A 17,156-nucleotide genomic window follows, 5' to 3' on the forward strand; every position below is an offset into this window, starting at 1 on the left:
TCTCCCCGCTTTCTCCTAAACTCCTTATATTCTACCACATTGAATGTATAAAAAAGAGGGCAAAAGAAAAATTCTTTTGCCCTCAAATACACTAAATTATTATTCTATAACGTGGATCCATCCCTCTGGAGCTGGAACTTTGCCCATCTGGATACCTGTAAGAGTATCGTAGAGTTTCTTGATAACTGGTCCCATCTCATCCATTCCGCTTGGGAAGCAGATTTCCTTGCCGTGGTCATTGATCTTACCAACAGGGCTTATAACTGCAGCTGTTCCACAAAGTCCCATCTCAGCAAAATTCTCTACCTCTGAAAGCTTAACAGGTCTCTCCTCAACATCAAGTCCAAGAATCTCTCTAGCTACATATACGATAGATCTTCTTGTGATTGATGGAAGTATTGAATCTGTGTGTGACTTAGGAACTACAAGTCCACCTTCCTTAGTAACGAAGATGATGTTAGCTCCACCGGTCTCCTCGATATATGTTCTTGACTCAGCATCAAGATAAACATTCTCAGCAAATCCTTCTTCATGAGCTGTAACGATAGCATGAAGGCTCATAGCATAGTTAAGACCAGCCTTGATGTTACCTGTTCCATGAGGTGCTGCTCTGTCAAAGTCACTTATCTTAACAACGATAGGCTTAGCACCGCCCTTGAAGTATGGTCCAACAGGTGTTACGAAAATTCTGAACTGATACTCATCAGCAGGTTTAACACCAATAACATTTCCTGTAGCGAACATAACAGGTCTGATGTAAAGAGTTGCTCCACTTCCGAAAGGTGGAACCCAATCTTTGTTGGCTGCTACAACTTCCTCTACAGCTTTGATAAATCTATCAGCCGGGAATGGAGGCATCTCAAGTCTCTTAGCAGAATCTTCCATTCTAGCTGCGTTCAGGTCAGGTCTGAAGGTTACGATCTTACCATCTTCTGTCTCATAAGCCTTAAGTCCTTCGAAGCATTCCTGTGCGTAATGAAGAACACCAGCATCCTCTGAAAGTGTGACCATGGAATTCTCTGTAATGACACCGTCATCCCACTTTCCATCTTTATAGTTAGATACAAATCTCTTATCAGCTACCATATAGCTGAATCCAATATTTGCCCAGTCTAAATTCTTCTTACTCATTTCTTCATCCCCTTCCAAACTTTAACACGCCAAAGCGATAATACATAACATTATAGACCTTTGTAATCAACCGTCAAGCGTTATCATTATCCTTTTTTTCAGATTTCTTGTCTTCTTTTCTTGATCTTTTTTCACCTAGTTTTTCTTTGATGCCTTCAAAATTAAAGATCTTATTGAAAGTATCTGCTTCTTTGCTGGCGTTGAACTTATTATTATTCTTGTCGCTAAGGGATTTCTTTTCTCCACCCTCGATATAGGCAAGATCATAGTAATCCTGTGTAGAGGTACTTAAGTTTTTCTTTTCAAGAAGCACATTGGTGATCTTGGCTATAAATGCATAGAATACTGCAAAGATAGGAACACCTATAAGCCATCCCACTATTCCCCAAAGCTTACCAAACAAGGTAATTGAGAAGATAACCCAAAAGCTTGAAAGACCTGTTGAGCTTCCAAGAATCCTTGGTCCTAAGATATTGCCATCAAACTGCTGAAGTATAATGACAAAGATAAGGAACACAAGTGCCTGGATAGGATCGATCAAGACAAGTAACAGTGCACCTGCTATTCCACCGATGTATGGACCAAAGAATGGAATAATATTGGTTACACCAACTATCACAGAAATAAGTACCGGATAGTCAATATGCAGCGCAAATGCACAACCTATATAACAGATAACACCGATGATAAGTGAATCTATAAGTTTACCACCAATAAAGCTCTCAAAGGTGTTGTTTGCAAATCGGAAGCCACCAATAAGCTCGTTTGCAAAATCCTCTCTGAATGTAGCATAAGCCATCTTTTTGCCGATAGTTGAAAAACGTTCCTTGGAATTAAGAACATAGATAGCAACAATAACTCCGACAACTATATCAAGAACACCTCCAATGATCGAAAGAAGACTCTTGGATGCAACCTTCACCATAGTATCAGCTGAAGGAAGCATAGGAAGGAGCTTCTTGGTCATGAATTCGCTTAAGTTCTCATAGTATTGATCCAGCTGTGAATCAATGATCTTTTGAAGATCAGGGTTGTTACTAAGGAACATATTTGAATACTCATCCATATTTCTGATATAGATAGGAAGATTTGTCGCAATCTCTTTTATACTGTCTATAAGCTGAGGAATGATGATCCTAAACAGTCCATAGATGATAAAGAGGAATATGATCATAGTCAAAAGAACTGCTATCTTTCTGATAGTTCCTCTTACCTTCTTGTCCTTTTTATCAAAAACAGATACTTCCTTGCCGCAAAGCTTAAACAATGGATACAGTATCTTTTCTTCAATACCCTCAAGTAAAGGAATGAGGATATAAGCAATAACGATGCCAATGATGATTCCTGACAGACCATTTATGATATCTGTAAGGCTTTTGGTCAGAGTCTTGCCATGAAATATGACCGAATATGCCAGCATAACTGCAACGCATAATACAAATATGGTAATGCCCCATGTTACTTGATTTTTTTCTGGTTTCATTTTCATAACACTTTTCTCCGAACAGTAAGTTTTTATTCGATCATTCCTTCAAGGATATATACAAGACTATCAAGATAATCTTCCTTCATATCTTCGATCCTGCCTGCGTCGCAAAGTGAAGCAAATTCAGGATCAAGAGGTATTCTTCCAAGAACACTAAGCCCCTTTGATGCTGCATAAGCTTCAAGGCCGCTCTCGCCAAAGATATTGAGCATCTCTCCGCAATGAGGGCACTTCATATAGCTCATGTTCTCAACAATTCCAAGTACTGGAATATTCATCATATTGGCCATATTAACAGCCTTTTCTACGATCATATTAACAAGTTCCTGAGGCGTTGATACAACAATGATCCCATCAACAGGAAGAGACTGAAAAACTGTGAGAGGCACATCTCCTGTTCCAGGAGGCATATCTACAAACATGAAGTCCACATCTCCCCAGTTAACATCTGACCAGAACTGCTTAACAATACCTGCTATTACAGGGCCTCTCCAGATAACAGGATCAGTCTCATGATCCATGAGCATATTAAGAGACATAACCTTTGTGCCATGCTCTGTTACTGCAGGAATAAGACCATTCTCATCAGCAACGTTTAATTTGCCGATTCCAAACATCTTAGGAATTGAAGGTCCTGTAATATCAGCATCCATGATTGCTGTCTTGTAGCCCTTCCTATTCATATAGGTAGCAGAAAGACCTGTAACAAGGCTCTTTCCTACGCCGCCCTTACCACTTACTATTCCAATAACTTTCTTAACGTGTGTATTTGCACCAGGAGCAACTTTAAAATTATCTTCCATCTGCTTCTTAAAATCTTCTGGTTTCTTGCCATGTCCGTTTGCCATTTCTTCCAAAAACTCCTATCTGTCTTTATCTTTTGTATGTATAATTTGCAATTTCTACATCCTCTTCATCACCGATATAATCTCTGATGATAAAGCGAGGTCTGTTCTTGGTCTCAAGGTAGATCTTGCCAATGTACTCACCAATTACACCAAGAGAGATCATAATAAGTCCGCCAATAGCCCATACAGAAAGAACTGTTGTAGTCCATCCAGGAATAGTATGACCTGTAAAATGTCTTACAAGTGAATAGATAAGTACGATGATGCTCACAAGAAAGATGCTTACGCCAAGACCTGTGATCATCTTGATGGGCTTGGTGCTAAGACTTGTAATACCTTCCATAGCAAAGCTGAGCATCTTGCGAAGAGGATACTTACTCTCTCCGGCAAATCTCTCTGCTCTTTCGTAGTAAACAACATCTGAGTTAAAGCCAACCATAGGCACGATTCCTCTAAGGAACAAGTTGACTTCACCAAATTCAGAAAGTGCCTGAAGCGCACGTCTGCTCATAAGTCTGTAATCAGCATGATTGTAGACCGTATTGGCTCCAAGACCGTTCATAAGCTTATAAAATGATTCTGCTGTGAATTTCTTAAAGAATGTGTCAGTAGCTCTTTTTGATCTGACACCATAGACAACATCAGCTCCATTAAGGTATTTTTCCACCATTTCATCAATTGCATTGATATCATCCTGAAGATCCGCATCAAGCGATATCGCTGCATCGCAAAGATCTTTTGCTGTCATAAGACCAGCTAAAAGAGCATTCTGATGTCCCATATTTTTAGATAAGTTTATCCCCTGGAACAACTCACTTTTTTCATGAAGTTCACTAATGATGCTCCAAGTCTTGTCTCTAGATCCATCATTTACAAATAAGATCCTACTATCTTCTGCAATCTTACCTGCAGCAACAAGGCTCTTTATCTTGGCTTCAAGCCTGCTTGCAGTTTCATGAAGTACTTCCTCTTCGTTATAACAAGGAATAACACAAAATAATCTGTTCATATCGTCCTCCGTATTCATACCCTTACAATAATAATATAAATCAGTATTTTTTTAAAGGCGACAGCCAAAAAACAGGGTGGCTTTTTCTGCCACCCTGAAAAGTTTATCTTACTTTTGATTTATGTAATTTATAAGTCCCTCTGAGTCGATTATCTTTTGCATAAATGGAGGGAATGCCTGGCCTTTATAAGACTTTCCTGTTGTCTCATCTGTAATGATGCCTGAATCAAAATCGATGTTCACAACATCTCCAGCCTTTATTGCCTCAGCGGCTTCTTCACATTCTATGATAGGAAGTCCAATGTTTATACTGTTTCTGTAAAAGATTCTTGCAAAACTCTTAGCTACAACGCAGCTGACGCCTGCGCACTTAATAGCAAGTGGAGCATGTTCTCTTGAAGATCCACAACCGAAGTTTTTGTCAGCAACTATGATATCTCCAGCCTTTACCTTAGAAGCAAAGTCTTTGTCAATATCTTCCATGCAGTGCCTTGCAAGTTCAGAACCATCTGTGGTATTCAGATATCTTGCCGGAATGATCACATCTGTATCAACGTTATCGCCATATTTAAAAACGGTACCTCTTGCTGCCTTCATCTTACCTTTCCTCCTCCATTAAAGTCCCAGCTCTGATGGCTGTGATATTTTGCCTGTTACTGCGCTTGCCGCTGCAACAGCAGGGGAAGCAAGATAAATCTCAGAATCGATAGCTCCCATTCTTCCTACAAAGTTTCTGTTTGTAGTAGATACACATCTCTCACCCGATGCAAGAACTCCCATATAACCGCCAAGACATGGTCCGCAGGTTGGAGTTGATACGATAGCTCCAGCCTCTACGAAGGTCTTTAACAGTCCCTCTTCCATTGCTGTAAGATATATCTTCTGTGTAGCAGGGATCACGATACACCTGATTCCCTCTGCTACATGACGACCTGAAAGCACTTCAGCTGCTATTCTAAGATCATCGATCCTTCCGTTTGTGCAGGATCCAATTACTACCTGATCTATCTTGATATCTTTTATATCATCAAAGGTATGAGTATTCTCTGGAAGATGTGGAAATGCAACTGTTGGTTTCAAGGTACTAAGATCAATTGTATACTCCTCATCGTACTCAGCATCCTCATCAGCTTCATATACTGTAATCTTCTTGTTTGGCGCATGTTCCTTAACATAAGCCATAGCAACGTCATCCACAGGGAAGATTCCGTTCTTGCCACCAGCCTCGATAGCCATGTTAGCAATCGTAAATCTGTCGTCCATAGAAAGATTCTTTATACCCTCTCCAACAAATTCCATTGACTTATAAAGAGCTCCATCAACACCGATCATACCAATGATATGGAGAATGACATCCTTACCACTTACCCATTTTGAAGGCTTGCCAACAATATTAAACTTAATGGCTGATGGAACCTTGAACCATGCCTTACCTGTAGCCATTCCTGCAGCCATATCAGTAGAACCGATACCTGTAGAAAATGCTCCTAAAGCGCCATAGGTACAGGTGTGTGAATCAGCACCGATTATAAGATCTCCTGGAACTGTAAGTCCCTGTTCAGGTAAAAGAGCATGTTCAATACCCATCTTACCTACTTCAAAATAGTTAGTGATCTTGTTCTTAATCGCAAACTCCCTAACACATTTGCAGTTCTCAGCAGATTTGATATCTTTGTTTGGTACAAAATGATCTGGAACAAGAGCAATCTTGTCTTTATCAAATACTCCCTCTTTTGTGAACTTTGACATTTCTTTGATAGCTACAGGGCTTGTTATGTCGTTGCCAAGGACTAGATCAAGATCAGCCTCTATAAGCTGTCCAGCCTTAACTTCTGAAAGTCCTGCGTGTGCTGCCAAAATCTTCTGGCTCATGGTCATTCCACTCATACTGTCATATCTCCTTGCCTTAATTTATATCAAAAACAATATAGTAAATATAACATAGTAAAAGGAAGTAAAACACATAACAAATTTAATCGTTTTTCTTGATTATTTTTAATGTGTATGTGCCATAAACCAAGAGAATAATGAGGGCTATCAAACTAAGAATGCCGCCATTCTTGAACCCTTCTGGTGTATATGTAACTCTTATCTCATGAACACCGCCAGATACAGGTATTGCCATAAGGCCATAATCAGCTCTTACAATCTCTGTTTCTTTTCCATCTACAGTGCAGCTAAAGCCCTCTGTAAATGGCACTGAGAAGAATACCAAAGTGTTGTCCTTGAGTATTGAGGTTGTAGCACTAAAGCCATAAGTATCTGTAACAAAGCTTGAACAAGAAGTAGCTTTTCTGTTGTCGCACTCTTTTTCGAATCTATAGTAGTTCATCTCATCATTTAAGAGATCTTCTGCTGTAAGCTCTGTCATTATAAGGCTATCACCATACTTAAGGGCATCATCATCTGAAATGATAAGAACTCTGGAAAGATCATAGTCATGGTCTTCCGGATCAAGATCCTCCCACTCAGACTCTGTTATGTAGTAATCATATGTAAATCCCATAGGGATAAAGTTCTTGTTTTCAAAAACATCAAAGCCATTCTGTGTATCATGGAAAACGTATCCATCTGTTCCTTCTCCATTATTGAAGATCCTATTCTTACTGATAATAGCATTTTCCATATAGTATCTTGCAGATAGGATAGCCCTTGCTCCTACTCTGTTAACAGGAATAGTGGTCTCTACTGTTCTGTTAATATCAAGTGTTCCATGCAGGAAATCAAAGATCTCAGATGGAACTGTACTAAGGAAGCAGTGAATTGAAGGAATTCCCCAAGCCATATCATAGTTTGTAGAAGTGCTGTCAACTTCTCCTCTACAAAAATCGCTCTGATCAACAACTGTCTTATTAAAGAGCATCTGCTCCTGCCACTTGATCTTACCCTTATCACTTATGATAGAGCTTCCGTTCTGAAGAGGTATAAAGGTTGATAAGATACAGCTTGCTATAACTGTAAAGAGTACGATCCTGTCTCTTATAGTAATTGGAAATCTGTCTTTTTTGCCTATCTTCTTTGGAACTACAAATACCAGAATAAGGAGGATAAAGCTCATGATGGCTGTTCCAAGAACATCCAAAAGGAAGATCTTACTGTTTTCTGTCATATTAAAGAAAACCATTTCGCCCGCATCATTCTTGGATGGGAAGAAGTAAACTCCCACAAAGAAAAGGAACATAACAACAGCAACAGCAGTACCAACCTTAAGCTGATGAGATTTTCCTCTTTCTGCCACCTGTGCCGTCATAAGGCACATGATGAGAATTGGCATATAGAACCATCTAGCATAATATGAGCTGTTGAACATGGAAAAAGATGCATTAAGAACTGGGATCACAGCCATAACTGCGCATACGATAAGGATAGTCTTTTCCCAGTTTCTCTTCTTTTTGTTAAGAAGAAAGAACGCAACAACACCCGAAATACCAAACAAAGGAATATATGCAGCAAGAGAAGCATTCTTGACTGTTCCTGTGTAGAACAAGGTTCCCTTACCAATAATATCAGGAAGCATAGAAAGGCTCTTTACAATATCCCATAATAGTTTCTCACTTGGGTAGACAAGGATATCATAGCCATTTATGAAATTATCAAGTCTTGAGTTACCCTGAATTCCTGCAAAGGCCTGTAACAGGAAAAATGCAGCAAGCATAACACCTGTAATGCCACCAAGAAGGGCTCTAACAAACATCTTGCAGATAGTCTTAAAGTTATTACCCTGTGTGTATCTTACAAAGAAATAGATAACAAGGAACAACACCTGTCCAAAGAAGAAATAATAGTTAACTATGGACATAAATGCAGTTATAAGCGCAAAAAGAATAAATGGCTTACCTGAAAGCTTAAAGGCGCCCTCTTCATCCTTGTGATCCACTGCCATAAGATTCTCAAAGGCCATAAGGAACAATGGGAAAAATGCTACTGAATCAGTAAAGTGGTTAAATACGATGTTGCAGGCATTAAATCCTGAAAATGCATAGAGATAACCACCAACCATAGCATAAGTATATTTATGTACATAACGGGAAATATAGATATATGCACATGTTGCAGCTGTAGCATATTTAAGTGCCATCAAAAATGGCATAAGATAAGGAATTGCACTCTCATCAAAAAGCATAGTGATCCAAAAGAACGGACTTCCCCAAAGATAGAATGCAAAGTCGCCAAACATAGTTCCGCCAAGGTCAATATTCCAGTTCCAGAAAAAATCACCGTTTTCTACTGCTCTATGGGCAGCAAGATAAAACGGAATCTGCTGCACATTATAATCACCATAATAAAAGAAAGGCAGACCTCTCCTAATAAAGATAGGAAGTGCCGCCAGCACATACATAAGGAATGCGCTCAAAAACATTACTATAGGCACATAATACTTCTTTTTCTCAGACTTTTTCTCTTCAGACATTTTCATAATACCTCTGTAAAACACAAAATTAAAAAGAGTGTCATATAAATGACACCCTCTTTATATTAGTCTATCTTACTAACATTTTCAAATTAGTTATTGATAAGCTTGTCTGATTCGTTGTTCCAGCTGTAAAGCTTTCTGATCTCAGCACCGATCTGCTCTGATGGATGCTCAGCGTGAAGCTTTCTCATAGCCTTGAAGTGAACCTGTCCGCCAGCATCTGACATATCAAGCAGGAATTCCTTAGCAAATGTTCCATCCTGGATATCTGAAAGGATCTTCTTCATAGTCTTCTTTGTCTCATCTGTGATGAGCTTAGGACCTGTGATGTAATCACCATACTCAGCTGTGTTAGAGATTGAATATCTCATTCCTGCAAAGCCTGACTGATAGATAAGATCAACGATAAGCTTCATCTCATGTACGCACTCGAAGTATGCGTTTCTTGGATCATAACCAGCCTCAACAAGTGTATCGAAACCTGCCTGCATAAGGGCACAAACACCACCGCAAAGAACAGCCTGCTCACCAAAGAGATCTGTCTCTGTCTCTGTTCTGAATGTTGTCTCTAAAAGACCTGCTCTAGCTCCACCGATTCCAGCACCATATGCAAGTGCAAGATCAAGAGCCTTACCTGTTGCATCCTGCTCTACAGCAACAAGACAAGGAGTTCCCTTTCCTGCCTGATACTCAGAACGAACTGTATGTCCAGGAGCCTTAGGAGCGATCATTGTAACATCTACATCCTTAGGAGCCTTGATAAGTCCGAAATGAACATTGAAACCATGAGCAAACATAAGCATGTTACCTGGCTGAAGGTTTGGCTCGATGTCTTCTTTGTACATCTTAGCCTGCTTCTCATCATTGATAAGAATCATAATGATATCAGCCATCTTAGCAGCTTCTGCTGTGTTATAAACCTTAAGTCCCTGAGCCTCAGCCTTGGCTTTGCTCTTAGAGCCTTCGTAAAGACCGATGATTACGTTGCATCCTGAATCCTTGAGGTTAAGGGCATGTGCATGTCCCTGTGAACCATAACCAATAATAGCAATAGTCTTTCCCTCTAATAAAGATAAATTACAATCTTCCTGATAAAAAATTCTAGCATCCTGTGACATTTCTTCTTCCTCCTAAAAATGTGGTATGGGCGTAATGTATATGCGTTTTGGTGACGCTCCCGCTCTAATTAAAATGCAGCGGTACTAATGCCCTATAATACAGGGCATAAGTACCGGCATTTTAAAAAGCACCAAAGCCGTATATACATTTACGCCCATATATACGTTATGAGAATGTAAATAGATAAAACCTTCAATAAATACTTAGATATGATTACTCATCAAGGTAAATAACCTTGTCTGTGCCTCGACCTAAGCCAGCAATACCTGTACGGGCAAGCTCGAGGATCTCGTAGCCTTCAAGAAGTTTTAAGAAGGCATCTACCTTAGACTGACCACCTGTGATTTCGATGATAAGTGAGTCTAAGCTTACATCTACGATGTTTCCTCTGAAGATATCTGCTGTTGCAAGTATGCTCTGTCTCTGATCAGCGTCTGCCTTTACTTTTACAAGAGCTAGTTCTCTGTATACACTCTCGCTTGGCAGAAGTTCATGAATATCTCTTACGTCAACAAGCTTGGATACTTGCTTCTCGATCTGATCAAGTATCACATCATCACCAGACGCTACGATAGTGATACGTGTGAATCTGGGATCTGCAGTAGTTCCTGCTGTAATACTCTCAATGTTGTAGCCTCTTCGTGAGAACAAACCAGAAATTCGTGAAAGTGTTCCAGGGTTGTTATCAACTAAAAGCTGAAATACCTTTTTTCGCATTTTTTCTCCTCTAAATATGCGGTTCAAATTCAGTACTAGCGCTTATACTTTTGCACTTTAAAGTGTAAACGCGTTCTATGTTCTACTTCTGGTTTTTTGAACCATATTTACGATTATTAGTCCGCTAAATCCAACTAATTTATTCAAATTATACTCTTTTGATGTGTTATGTCAACATAAAATTCTTTTCGGCTTTAAACTTGCAATATTTTACCGTAGTAAAGTGGGTGATAAAAATAAAGATCAGTGTATAAATACACTGATCTTCGTTTAATTATCCGGAATTAAAATAACAACCGTTGTTCCTTTGCCAGGCTCAGATACCGTATCCATAGTAGCTTTCTTAAGGACTTTAAGACGTTTTTCAACATTTCTGATTCCTGTATGCTTGCCATAGGACTTCTCACTCTTATCATACTCATCAAGATCAAATCCCACTCCATTATCTGATACTACAATCTCTACACAGTTTTCTTTCTTTTGAGTCCTTATTGTAATAATGCCTTTCTCTCCCGCCGGCAATTTACAAACACCATGCTTAACTGCATTTTCAACGATGGGTTGTAATGTAAGTGCTGGAATATCAAAATCTTTATATCCAATCTTATACTCAACTTCAAACCTGTCCTTGAAACGTTCTTTTTCTATTGCAAGATACACCCTTGTATGATCAAGCTCTTTTTCAAAGGGGATAGGTTCGGCAGATTCTATAGAACCAATATTGGCTCTTAAATAGTCAGCCAGGTTATTTATCAGTTCTTTTGCCTCTTCATTATCACAAAGATAATAGATTGAATTCAGTGTATTATACAAAAAATGTGGTTTAATCTGTGATAACGCTATCCTTATTCTCATATCTTCAAGTTCATCTTCCTGCTTTTGGATATGGTAATGCTGCTTCAATAGGGCCTTTGCGTTTTCATCAAGCGCTTCCCCAAACAGTGCAAGTGAACTTACTATGCATGCAATATTTGATAATGAATAACCATAAACAAATAGCTGAATGACGCCCGCTATGAATGGCAAAATAAGGAAACATAAAATAACAATTGCTCCTTTTCGTTCCAAATAATTTCTCTTGAAATACATATATAAAATAATGGCAAATGCTTCTGTGAGGATTATCATTTCCCAGATAATAAAACCAGGTCCTCGCTGATAAAGGTTTGTTAAGGGATCAATAAAATAGATATAACCCGTAAATTGTGAAGCAGTAAGCCAAAGGACAGAAGCTGCAGCAATGCCGCCTTCAATGTACATAATTGTCATTTTTCTTTGTTCCTTTGGCACGGATAGAACCAGATAAGCAGTCAAAAATACCGGCATGATCATATTGCAGATAAAAGAGATATAGTTACTTATCACAAGAACTGAATATGCCTTTACAGACTCGCTGCCTCTAAAACTATATGCGACTGCATCAAAAAACAACATTACACTTACCGAAAGCTGAAGTTCTGCCAGAGCACGATACTTCTCCCTAATGGCTGACTTAACTATAGAAAGATAAAAAGCTGCAAGAAGAGCCATTAAAGCGCCACAAAATTCCATTCCTGTTAAGATTTCCTTTACATTGAGCACTTTATTTCCTCCAATATAGGGATTTTTTCCTCTGCCCAACTATACTGAGACATGTATTCCCCGCTAAATAAAGTTTTAGCAGCTACCCCCCCTTTTTTGAATTCGTAAAGATCGCATTCCACCTGACTTGTATCTATGCCATATGCTCCTTTTTGTTTAATTATCACCTTTTCAAGTCCATAGTTTTTAAAAACCTTGAATAGATCTGCCTGTAGATTTCTCATATATGAAGTATGATCTGATATATCATCTTCATCTTCCCACATTATGCTTATCACATTTCCAACAGTGCACATCTTACCTTCTCTGTCTACTAAAATAGCCAGAAATTCCTTAGTTTTACTATAATTAAACTTAACTGGTGTTCCATCGATAAACACCTCAAAGTCTCCGAAGGTCTTGATCTTGATCCTGTATTTATCATCATCTACTTCAAATCTAAGATTGTCCAGTTGACTTCTTATCTTTTCTTCTGTAGCAGGCTTTAATATATAGCCAGAGCAATATAATTCAAAGGCCTCCTCCATATATTCTCTATAACCTGTTGAAAAAATGATATTGATACGCGGATTAGTCTCTTTTAGCATTTTTGCCAGGTCTATCCCATTCACATCAAACATTTCAATATCACAAAATGCAATATCCACCCTGTTTTCTTTTGCATACAAAATAGCAGGTTCAACTGTTGAAAAACCTGTGATCTCCGCGTCCGGACATATCTTATTTAGAGTTTCTGTCATTCCTTTCAAGGCAATAGATTCGTCATCAATCGCTATTATCCTCAAATGTCGCCTCCTTTATATCAATATTTTAGCATATCCATTATCGCCAAAATGATTATTTTTCTATAAAAAAAGAGGTTGTGAACCTGTCACAACCTCTTTAAAATATCATGCTAGATTATCTGAGCTCTCTCTTCTTGCTAAATACAAGTGCAAGGATAAGAAGGATAGCTATAAGTGAAATTGTATACATAACTGCCATAAGTCCATTATCCTTAACAAGTGTCTGTGTTGATACTGCAGTTCCGAGCATCATACCGTTTGGAATGCTCTTCTTAAGTGATGTCTCGATATCATCATCATATACTACAAGATAATCTGAGAAACGGTCTGTCTCGATTGTAAGTGTAGAATCATCACCATCAAGGTCACGAAGTACTGACATCTGTCCATCATGATTTCTGATTACGAAGAATGTTCTTCCGCTCTTAACAAGCTCTTCTGGAACATCCAGTGCAATGCGGATCATATCGTTTGTCTCTGGGATGTACTTCCAATCGCTGTTATCAACTCTCTTTTCAAGAGAAATATCAATGTACTCACCTATTGTCATTCCTTCGTAAGACTCTTTAATAACGTCTACTACGTTCTCAAATTTCTGCTTTGACTCTTTAGATACTCTCTCTTCGTTAGGAATGATACGAAGTCTGATCTCCAATGATGAACCATCGTTAACTGCGTAAAGCTCTGATGTTGTAAGGCAAGCTGCTACGAATGTGTCTGTGTTTCCAAGTGAATAACTAACCTGTGTCTGTGTTCCTGGAAGGTTCTTATCCTTTGCACTTGATGTTGTCCACATACCGTCGCCAGATACTCTATCTGTAAGCCAAGACTGAACATTTATAATGATAGAACCTTCACCAAACATCTGATTAGTCTTCTGTGTAAGTGAACCTGCTAATTCAGTTGCTGCATTCTTGAATGTATCAAAGATACTCTCTTTCTTTGTAACTTCCTGGATTTCCTCTGTGTCCACATCGTCTCTATTATAAATAGTCTTAAGGGCATGTGCATTTTCTCTTCTAAGCTGTGGATCATCAGTTACCTTCTTTGTATTCTCGATATCTTCTACTGTGTTAGTCTTACTACCTTTTACTGGCTTTCTTTCTACTACAACTTCTTCAACAACTTCTTCTTTTTCTACTGGCTTCTTTAATACTGTAGGAACAACAACTACATCGTCATCTCTTCTGTTTTCTGTATACTGTGTTTCAGGCTCTTCTTCTGCATTACCACCTGAATATAAGCTTGCACGTATTCTTCTGGCATCATCTAAAAGCTTTTCAAAAGATACTTCTATAATTTCACTTTCTTCAGCATTATTAACATTGTTTCCAAGGTTAAGAGCTTTGTTTATATACTTGCGCTCTTCTTCTGTAAGATTATTCCATGCATTTGCTCCGTTAAGGATCTGATTATAATTTGCATAAGATACGTTTGAATATGTTTCTCTGCTCTCTTCATCAGTATTAGGATTCATAAGAATTGATGCATATCTTGCTACGAAATCATCAGCTGTATTCTTGATTTCTTTTGCTCTGCCAAGGATCTCTGCATAAGATGCTGCAGCGCCTTCTGTATTTGCGTATGTCTTTGCATATTCTCTATCGATGAAGTCCTTTACAGCCTGTGGAAGATTTTCATATGCTGTTTCACTATTTAAAATCTGATCTGTATTAGCTGCTGTTGCGTCATCATATAATGTACCTAACTGTGACTCAACAAGGTTATTTGAGAAGAATGTTTCCATATCCGCATTTACTCTTCTCTCAACCTGTTCCTGCTTTGCTCTAAGTGCTACATCAATGTAACCCTTAACTTCTTCTGGAACCTTTGTCTCAAGATTGTTGTTTGTATTTGTGATGAGGTAATAGTTATTTGAATCTTCAGCATCTGCTAAGATTGCTTCCTCATTATTTTTCTGCCATACAGCTGCTGCAAGTTTCTTTCTAAGTTCAATTATTTCTGGATCATCTGCATCAACTTCACCATTAGCAATTCCTTCACTTATTGCTTTCTGGATAGCCTGAGCCTGGCTACCTGTAACAGTTTCAGCGTCAATAACAGTCTGATTATCTTCGATCCAAACCTGTCTCTGGAGACCTGTAGTATCGATCTTGATTGTCTTATACTTATCCTGTCCAAGATTAATTGTAATAGTGTCATCACCTTTTCTAAAATCAAGAACGTTATCTGATAATGTACATCCACCTACTGTATATGAATTTCCATCATCAGTCTTAACAGCTACATCGAGGTACTTTGAAACTGTTGTATCTGATAATACAAATCTACCTGTAGGCATCTCTTCTAATGCTTCTTCTTTAATAGTTGCAGAGATATTATTAAGACTTACTGTAGTTGTAAGGTATGTATAAACACGGCCAAAAATATTATGTTTAAATGCCTGTGCTCCGCCATAATGGCACCAATATCCCATAAGTCCATTTAAATTTGCATTTGATGATGAAGAACTAATTCCTGTAATCTGGTAAAGAATACCTACTTTACAGCCATCAAATCCTGTTCCTTTTTCTTCTACATTAACATTATTTTTAAGAGTTTCACTATAATTTGCGCCTGCGTTCTTAAGTTCGTTTACTGCATAACTATTTGAATTTCCAAATGTACTTGAGCTTGTTGTCTTGCTTGCGTCAGAGTTAAGTTTAGCTGTTCCATAAGGTACACCCAAAATGGCACTATCTGCGCCAAGAAGGTCATACTGCTGAGGAACATAGAAATATGTCTTTCCACTTTCAATATTAGTTACTTCTGTAAAGTTATAATAAACTATTGTTGTCTCAGTACTAACTGTTCCTGAACCTGAACTTGTTCCTGTGCTGCTTCCTGAACTTGAACCTGTACTTGTTGCTGGAACTGTAGACTTCTTAACAATATTTATTATTCCACAATCAAGGTCATATTCTACATCATATATATCTGTATCAATACCTGAAAGATCAAAATCATCTATAGAAAGAGCTGAAAGTTCTGTATCACTGTTTTTTGAAAAGAAAAGGCTGATCATCTCTGTTCCAAGAGTTGATGTAATCTTTGTTGCTGAGAACTCATAGCCTGCAAGTCTTCCTGTAGGGATTATAGACTCGCCTTCGTTTCCTAATGTTCCATCATTAATATTTGCAGAGTTAAAACTCTCATCAAGAGTAACTGTGATCTTAGGTGCTGTAACTACAGGCTCAGTCTGTGCAGGTGTTGAAGTAAGACCCACTGTATTCTGAGGCTGTGCTCCATTATTATCATCTCCACCTTCTGTTGGATCTGTTGTAGTTGGTGTTGTAGGTGGTGTTGTAGGTGGTGTTGTTGTAGGTGGTGTTGTTGTTGGTTCTGTAGTTGTAGGTGCAGGAGTTGATGTAGATGTTGGAAGCACCTGAGGTTCTGAACCACCATTATTATTATTATTGTCTCCACCTTCTGTTGGATCTGTTACAGGTGGTGTATCTGTATTAGTAGGTGGTGTTGTAGGTGGTGTTGTAGGTGGTGTTGTTGGTTCTGTACTTGTAGGTGTCAAAGTTGGTGTAGATGTTGGAGTCACCTGAGGTTCTGAACCACCATTATTATTATTATTATTGTCTCCACCTTCTGTTGGATTTGTTACAGGTGGTATCTGAGTATCTGGAATTGTTGAGTCATCATTCTCATCAAGTGTAGTATCCTCATTAGATGTTGCATATACTGTTACGCTTTCATAATTTAGAAGAGCAAATGAAAGTACAAAAGCAGCTACAAATGCAAGTACTATATGTAAGCTGGTTTGTTCTTTCTTTATTCTTCTCTCTGTTAATCTTTCAGCTCTCTTTTCCATAATCTGTGTTCTCCTTTCAACTAAGCGCTCATCCTTGAGCAGTTGTTATGAACAAAAGGTTGTTTGGAATTCATGAGAACACATTACGACACAGAGCGTCACAGATTAGTCACAAAAAGCCCCATTTTGGGGCTTTTTAGCTTTCTTTTAGAATAATGAAACATTTTATAAATAAAATATGACTTGTGCTTTAGACTTTCGTAATCATATTTACACTTGGTAAATACAAATTATAAGCACTTTATG

12 protein-coding genes are annotated in these 17,156 nt (G+C 38.4%); all 12 read right to left on the reverse strand.

The window, feature by feature from the left end:
- Positions 1 to 99: 99 nt before the first annotated feature.
- On the reverse strand, positions 100 to 1,131 hold the full coding sequence (locus tag bhn_RS08335) for a branched-chain amino acid aminotransferase (RefSeq protein WP_071176261.1): 1,032 nt from the start codon (positions 1,129 to 1,131) through the stop codon (positions 100 to 102).
- 73 nt (positions 1,132 to 1,204) lie between these two features.
- Entirely contained in the window at positions 1,205 to 2,620 is a 1,416-nt protein-coding gene (locus tag bhn_RS08340) for an AI-2E family transporter (RefSeq protein WP_071176262.1), read from the reverse strand.
- A 26-nt stretch (positions 2,621 to 2,646) separates the two neighbouring features.
- Complete coding sequence (locus tag bhn_RS08345) at positions 2,647 to 3,465, reverse strand: Mrp/NBP35 family ATP-binding protein (protein WP_071177481.1); 819 nt, start codon at positions 3,463 to 3,465, stop codon at positions 2,647 to 2,649.
- Between the two features lie 25 nt (positions 3,466 to 3,490).
- A complete protein-coding gene (locus tag bhn_RS08350; RefSeq protein ID WP_071176263.1) occupies positions 3,491 to 4,474 on the reverse strand; it encodes a glycosyltransferase family 2 protein in 984 nt (327 codons plus the stop codon).
- A 108-nt stretch (positions 4,475 to 4,582) separates the two neighbouring features.
- On the reverse strand, positions 4,583 to 5,071 hold the full coding sequence (leuD, locus tag bhn_RS08355; RefSeq protein WP_071176264.1) for a 3-isopropylmalate dehydratase small subunit: 489 nt from the start codon (positions 5,069 to 5,071) through the stop codon (positions 4,583 to 4,585).
- 18 nt (positions 5,072 to 5,089) lie between these two features.
- Entirely contained in the window at positions 5,090 to 6,361 is a 1,272-nt protein-coding gene (leuC, locus tag bhn_RS08360) for a 3-isopropylmalate dehydratase large subunit (RefSeq protein ID WP_071176265.1), read from the reverse strand.
- 85 nt (positions 6,362 to 6,446) lie between these two features.
- Positions 6,447 to 8,885 carry a YfhO family protein gene (locus bhn_RS08365; RefSeq protein ID WP_071176266.1) on the reverse strand — a complete coding sequence of 813 codons (2,439 nt, stop codon included), beginning with the start codon at positions 8,883 to 8,885 and terminating at the stop codon, positions 6,447 to 6,449.
- Positions 8,886 to 8,977: 92 nt separating this feature from the next.
- Entirely contained in the window at positions 8,978 to 10,006 is a 1,029-nt protein-coding gene (ilvC, locus tag bhn_RS08370; protein ID WP_071176267.1) for a ketol-acid reductoisomerase, read from the reverse strand.
- A gap of 214 nt (positions 10,007 to 10,220) precedes the next feature.
- A complete protein-coding gene (gene ilvN / locus bhn_RS08375; protein ID WP_071176268.1) occupies positions 10,221 to 10,724 on the reverse strand; it encodes an acetolactate synthase small subunit in 504 nt (167 codons plus the stop codon).
- A gap of 270 nt (positions 10,725 to 10,994) precedes the next feature.
- Positions 10,995 to 12,305, reverse strand: coding sequence for a sensor histidine kinase (locus bhn_RS08380; RefSeq protein WP_071176269.1), 1,311 nt, complete (start codon positions 12,303 to 12,305; stop codon positions 10,995 to 10,997).
- Positions 12,293 to 13,090, reverse strand: coding sequence for a LytR/AlgR family response regulator transcription factor (locus tag bhn_RS08385; RefSeq protein WP_071176270.1), 798 nt, complete (start codon positions 13,088 to 13,090; stop codon positions 12,293 to 12,295). The genes bhn_RS08380 and bhn_RS08385 overlap by 13 nt, the downstream gene beginning before the upstream one ends.
- A 115-nt stretch (positions 13,091 to 13,205) precedes the next feature.
- Complete coding sequence (locus bhn_RS08390; RefSeq protein WP_071176271.1) at positions 13,206 to 16,910, reverse strand: hypothetical protein; 3,705 nt, start codon at positions 16,908 to 16,910, stop codon at positions 13,206 to 13,208.
- Between the last annotated feature and the right edge of the window lie 246 nt (positions 16,911 to 17,156).

It is taken from the genome of Butyrivibrio hungatei (assembly GCF_001858005.1).
In the GTDB taxonomy this organism is placed as follows: Bacteria; Bacillota; Clostridia; order Lachnospirales; family Lachnospiraceae; genus Butyrivibrio; species Butyrivibrio hungatei.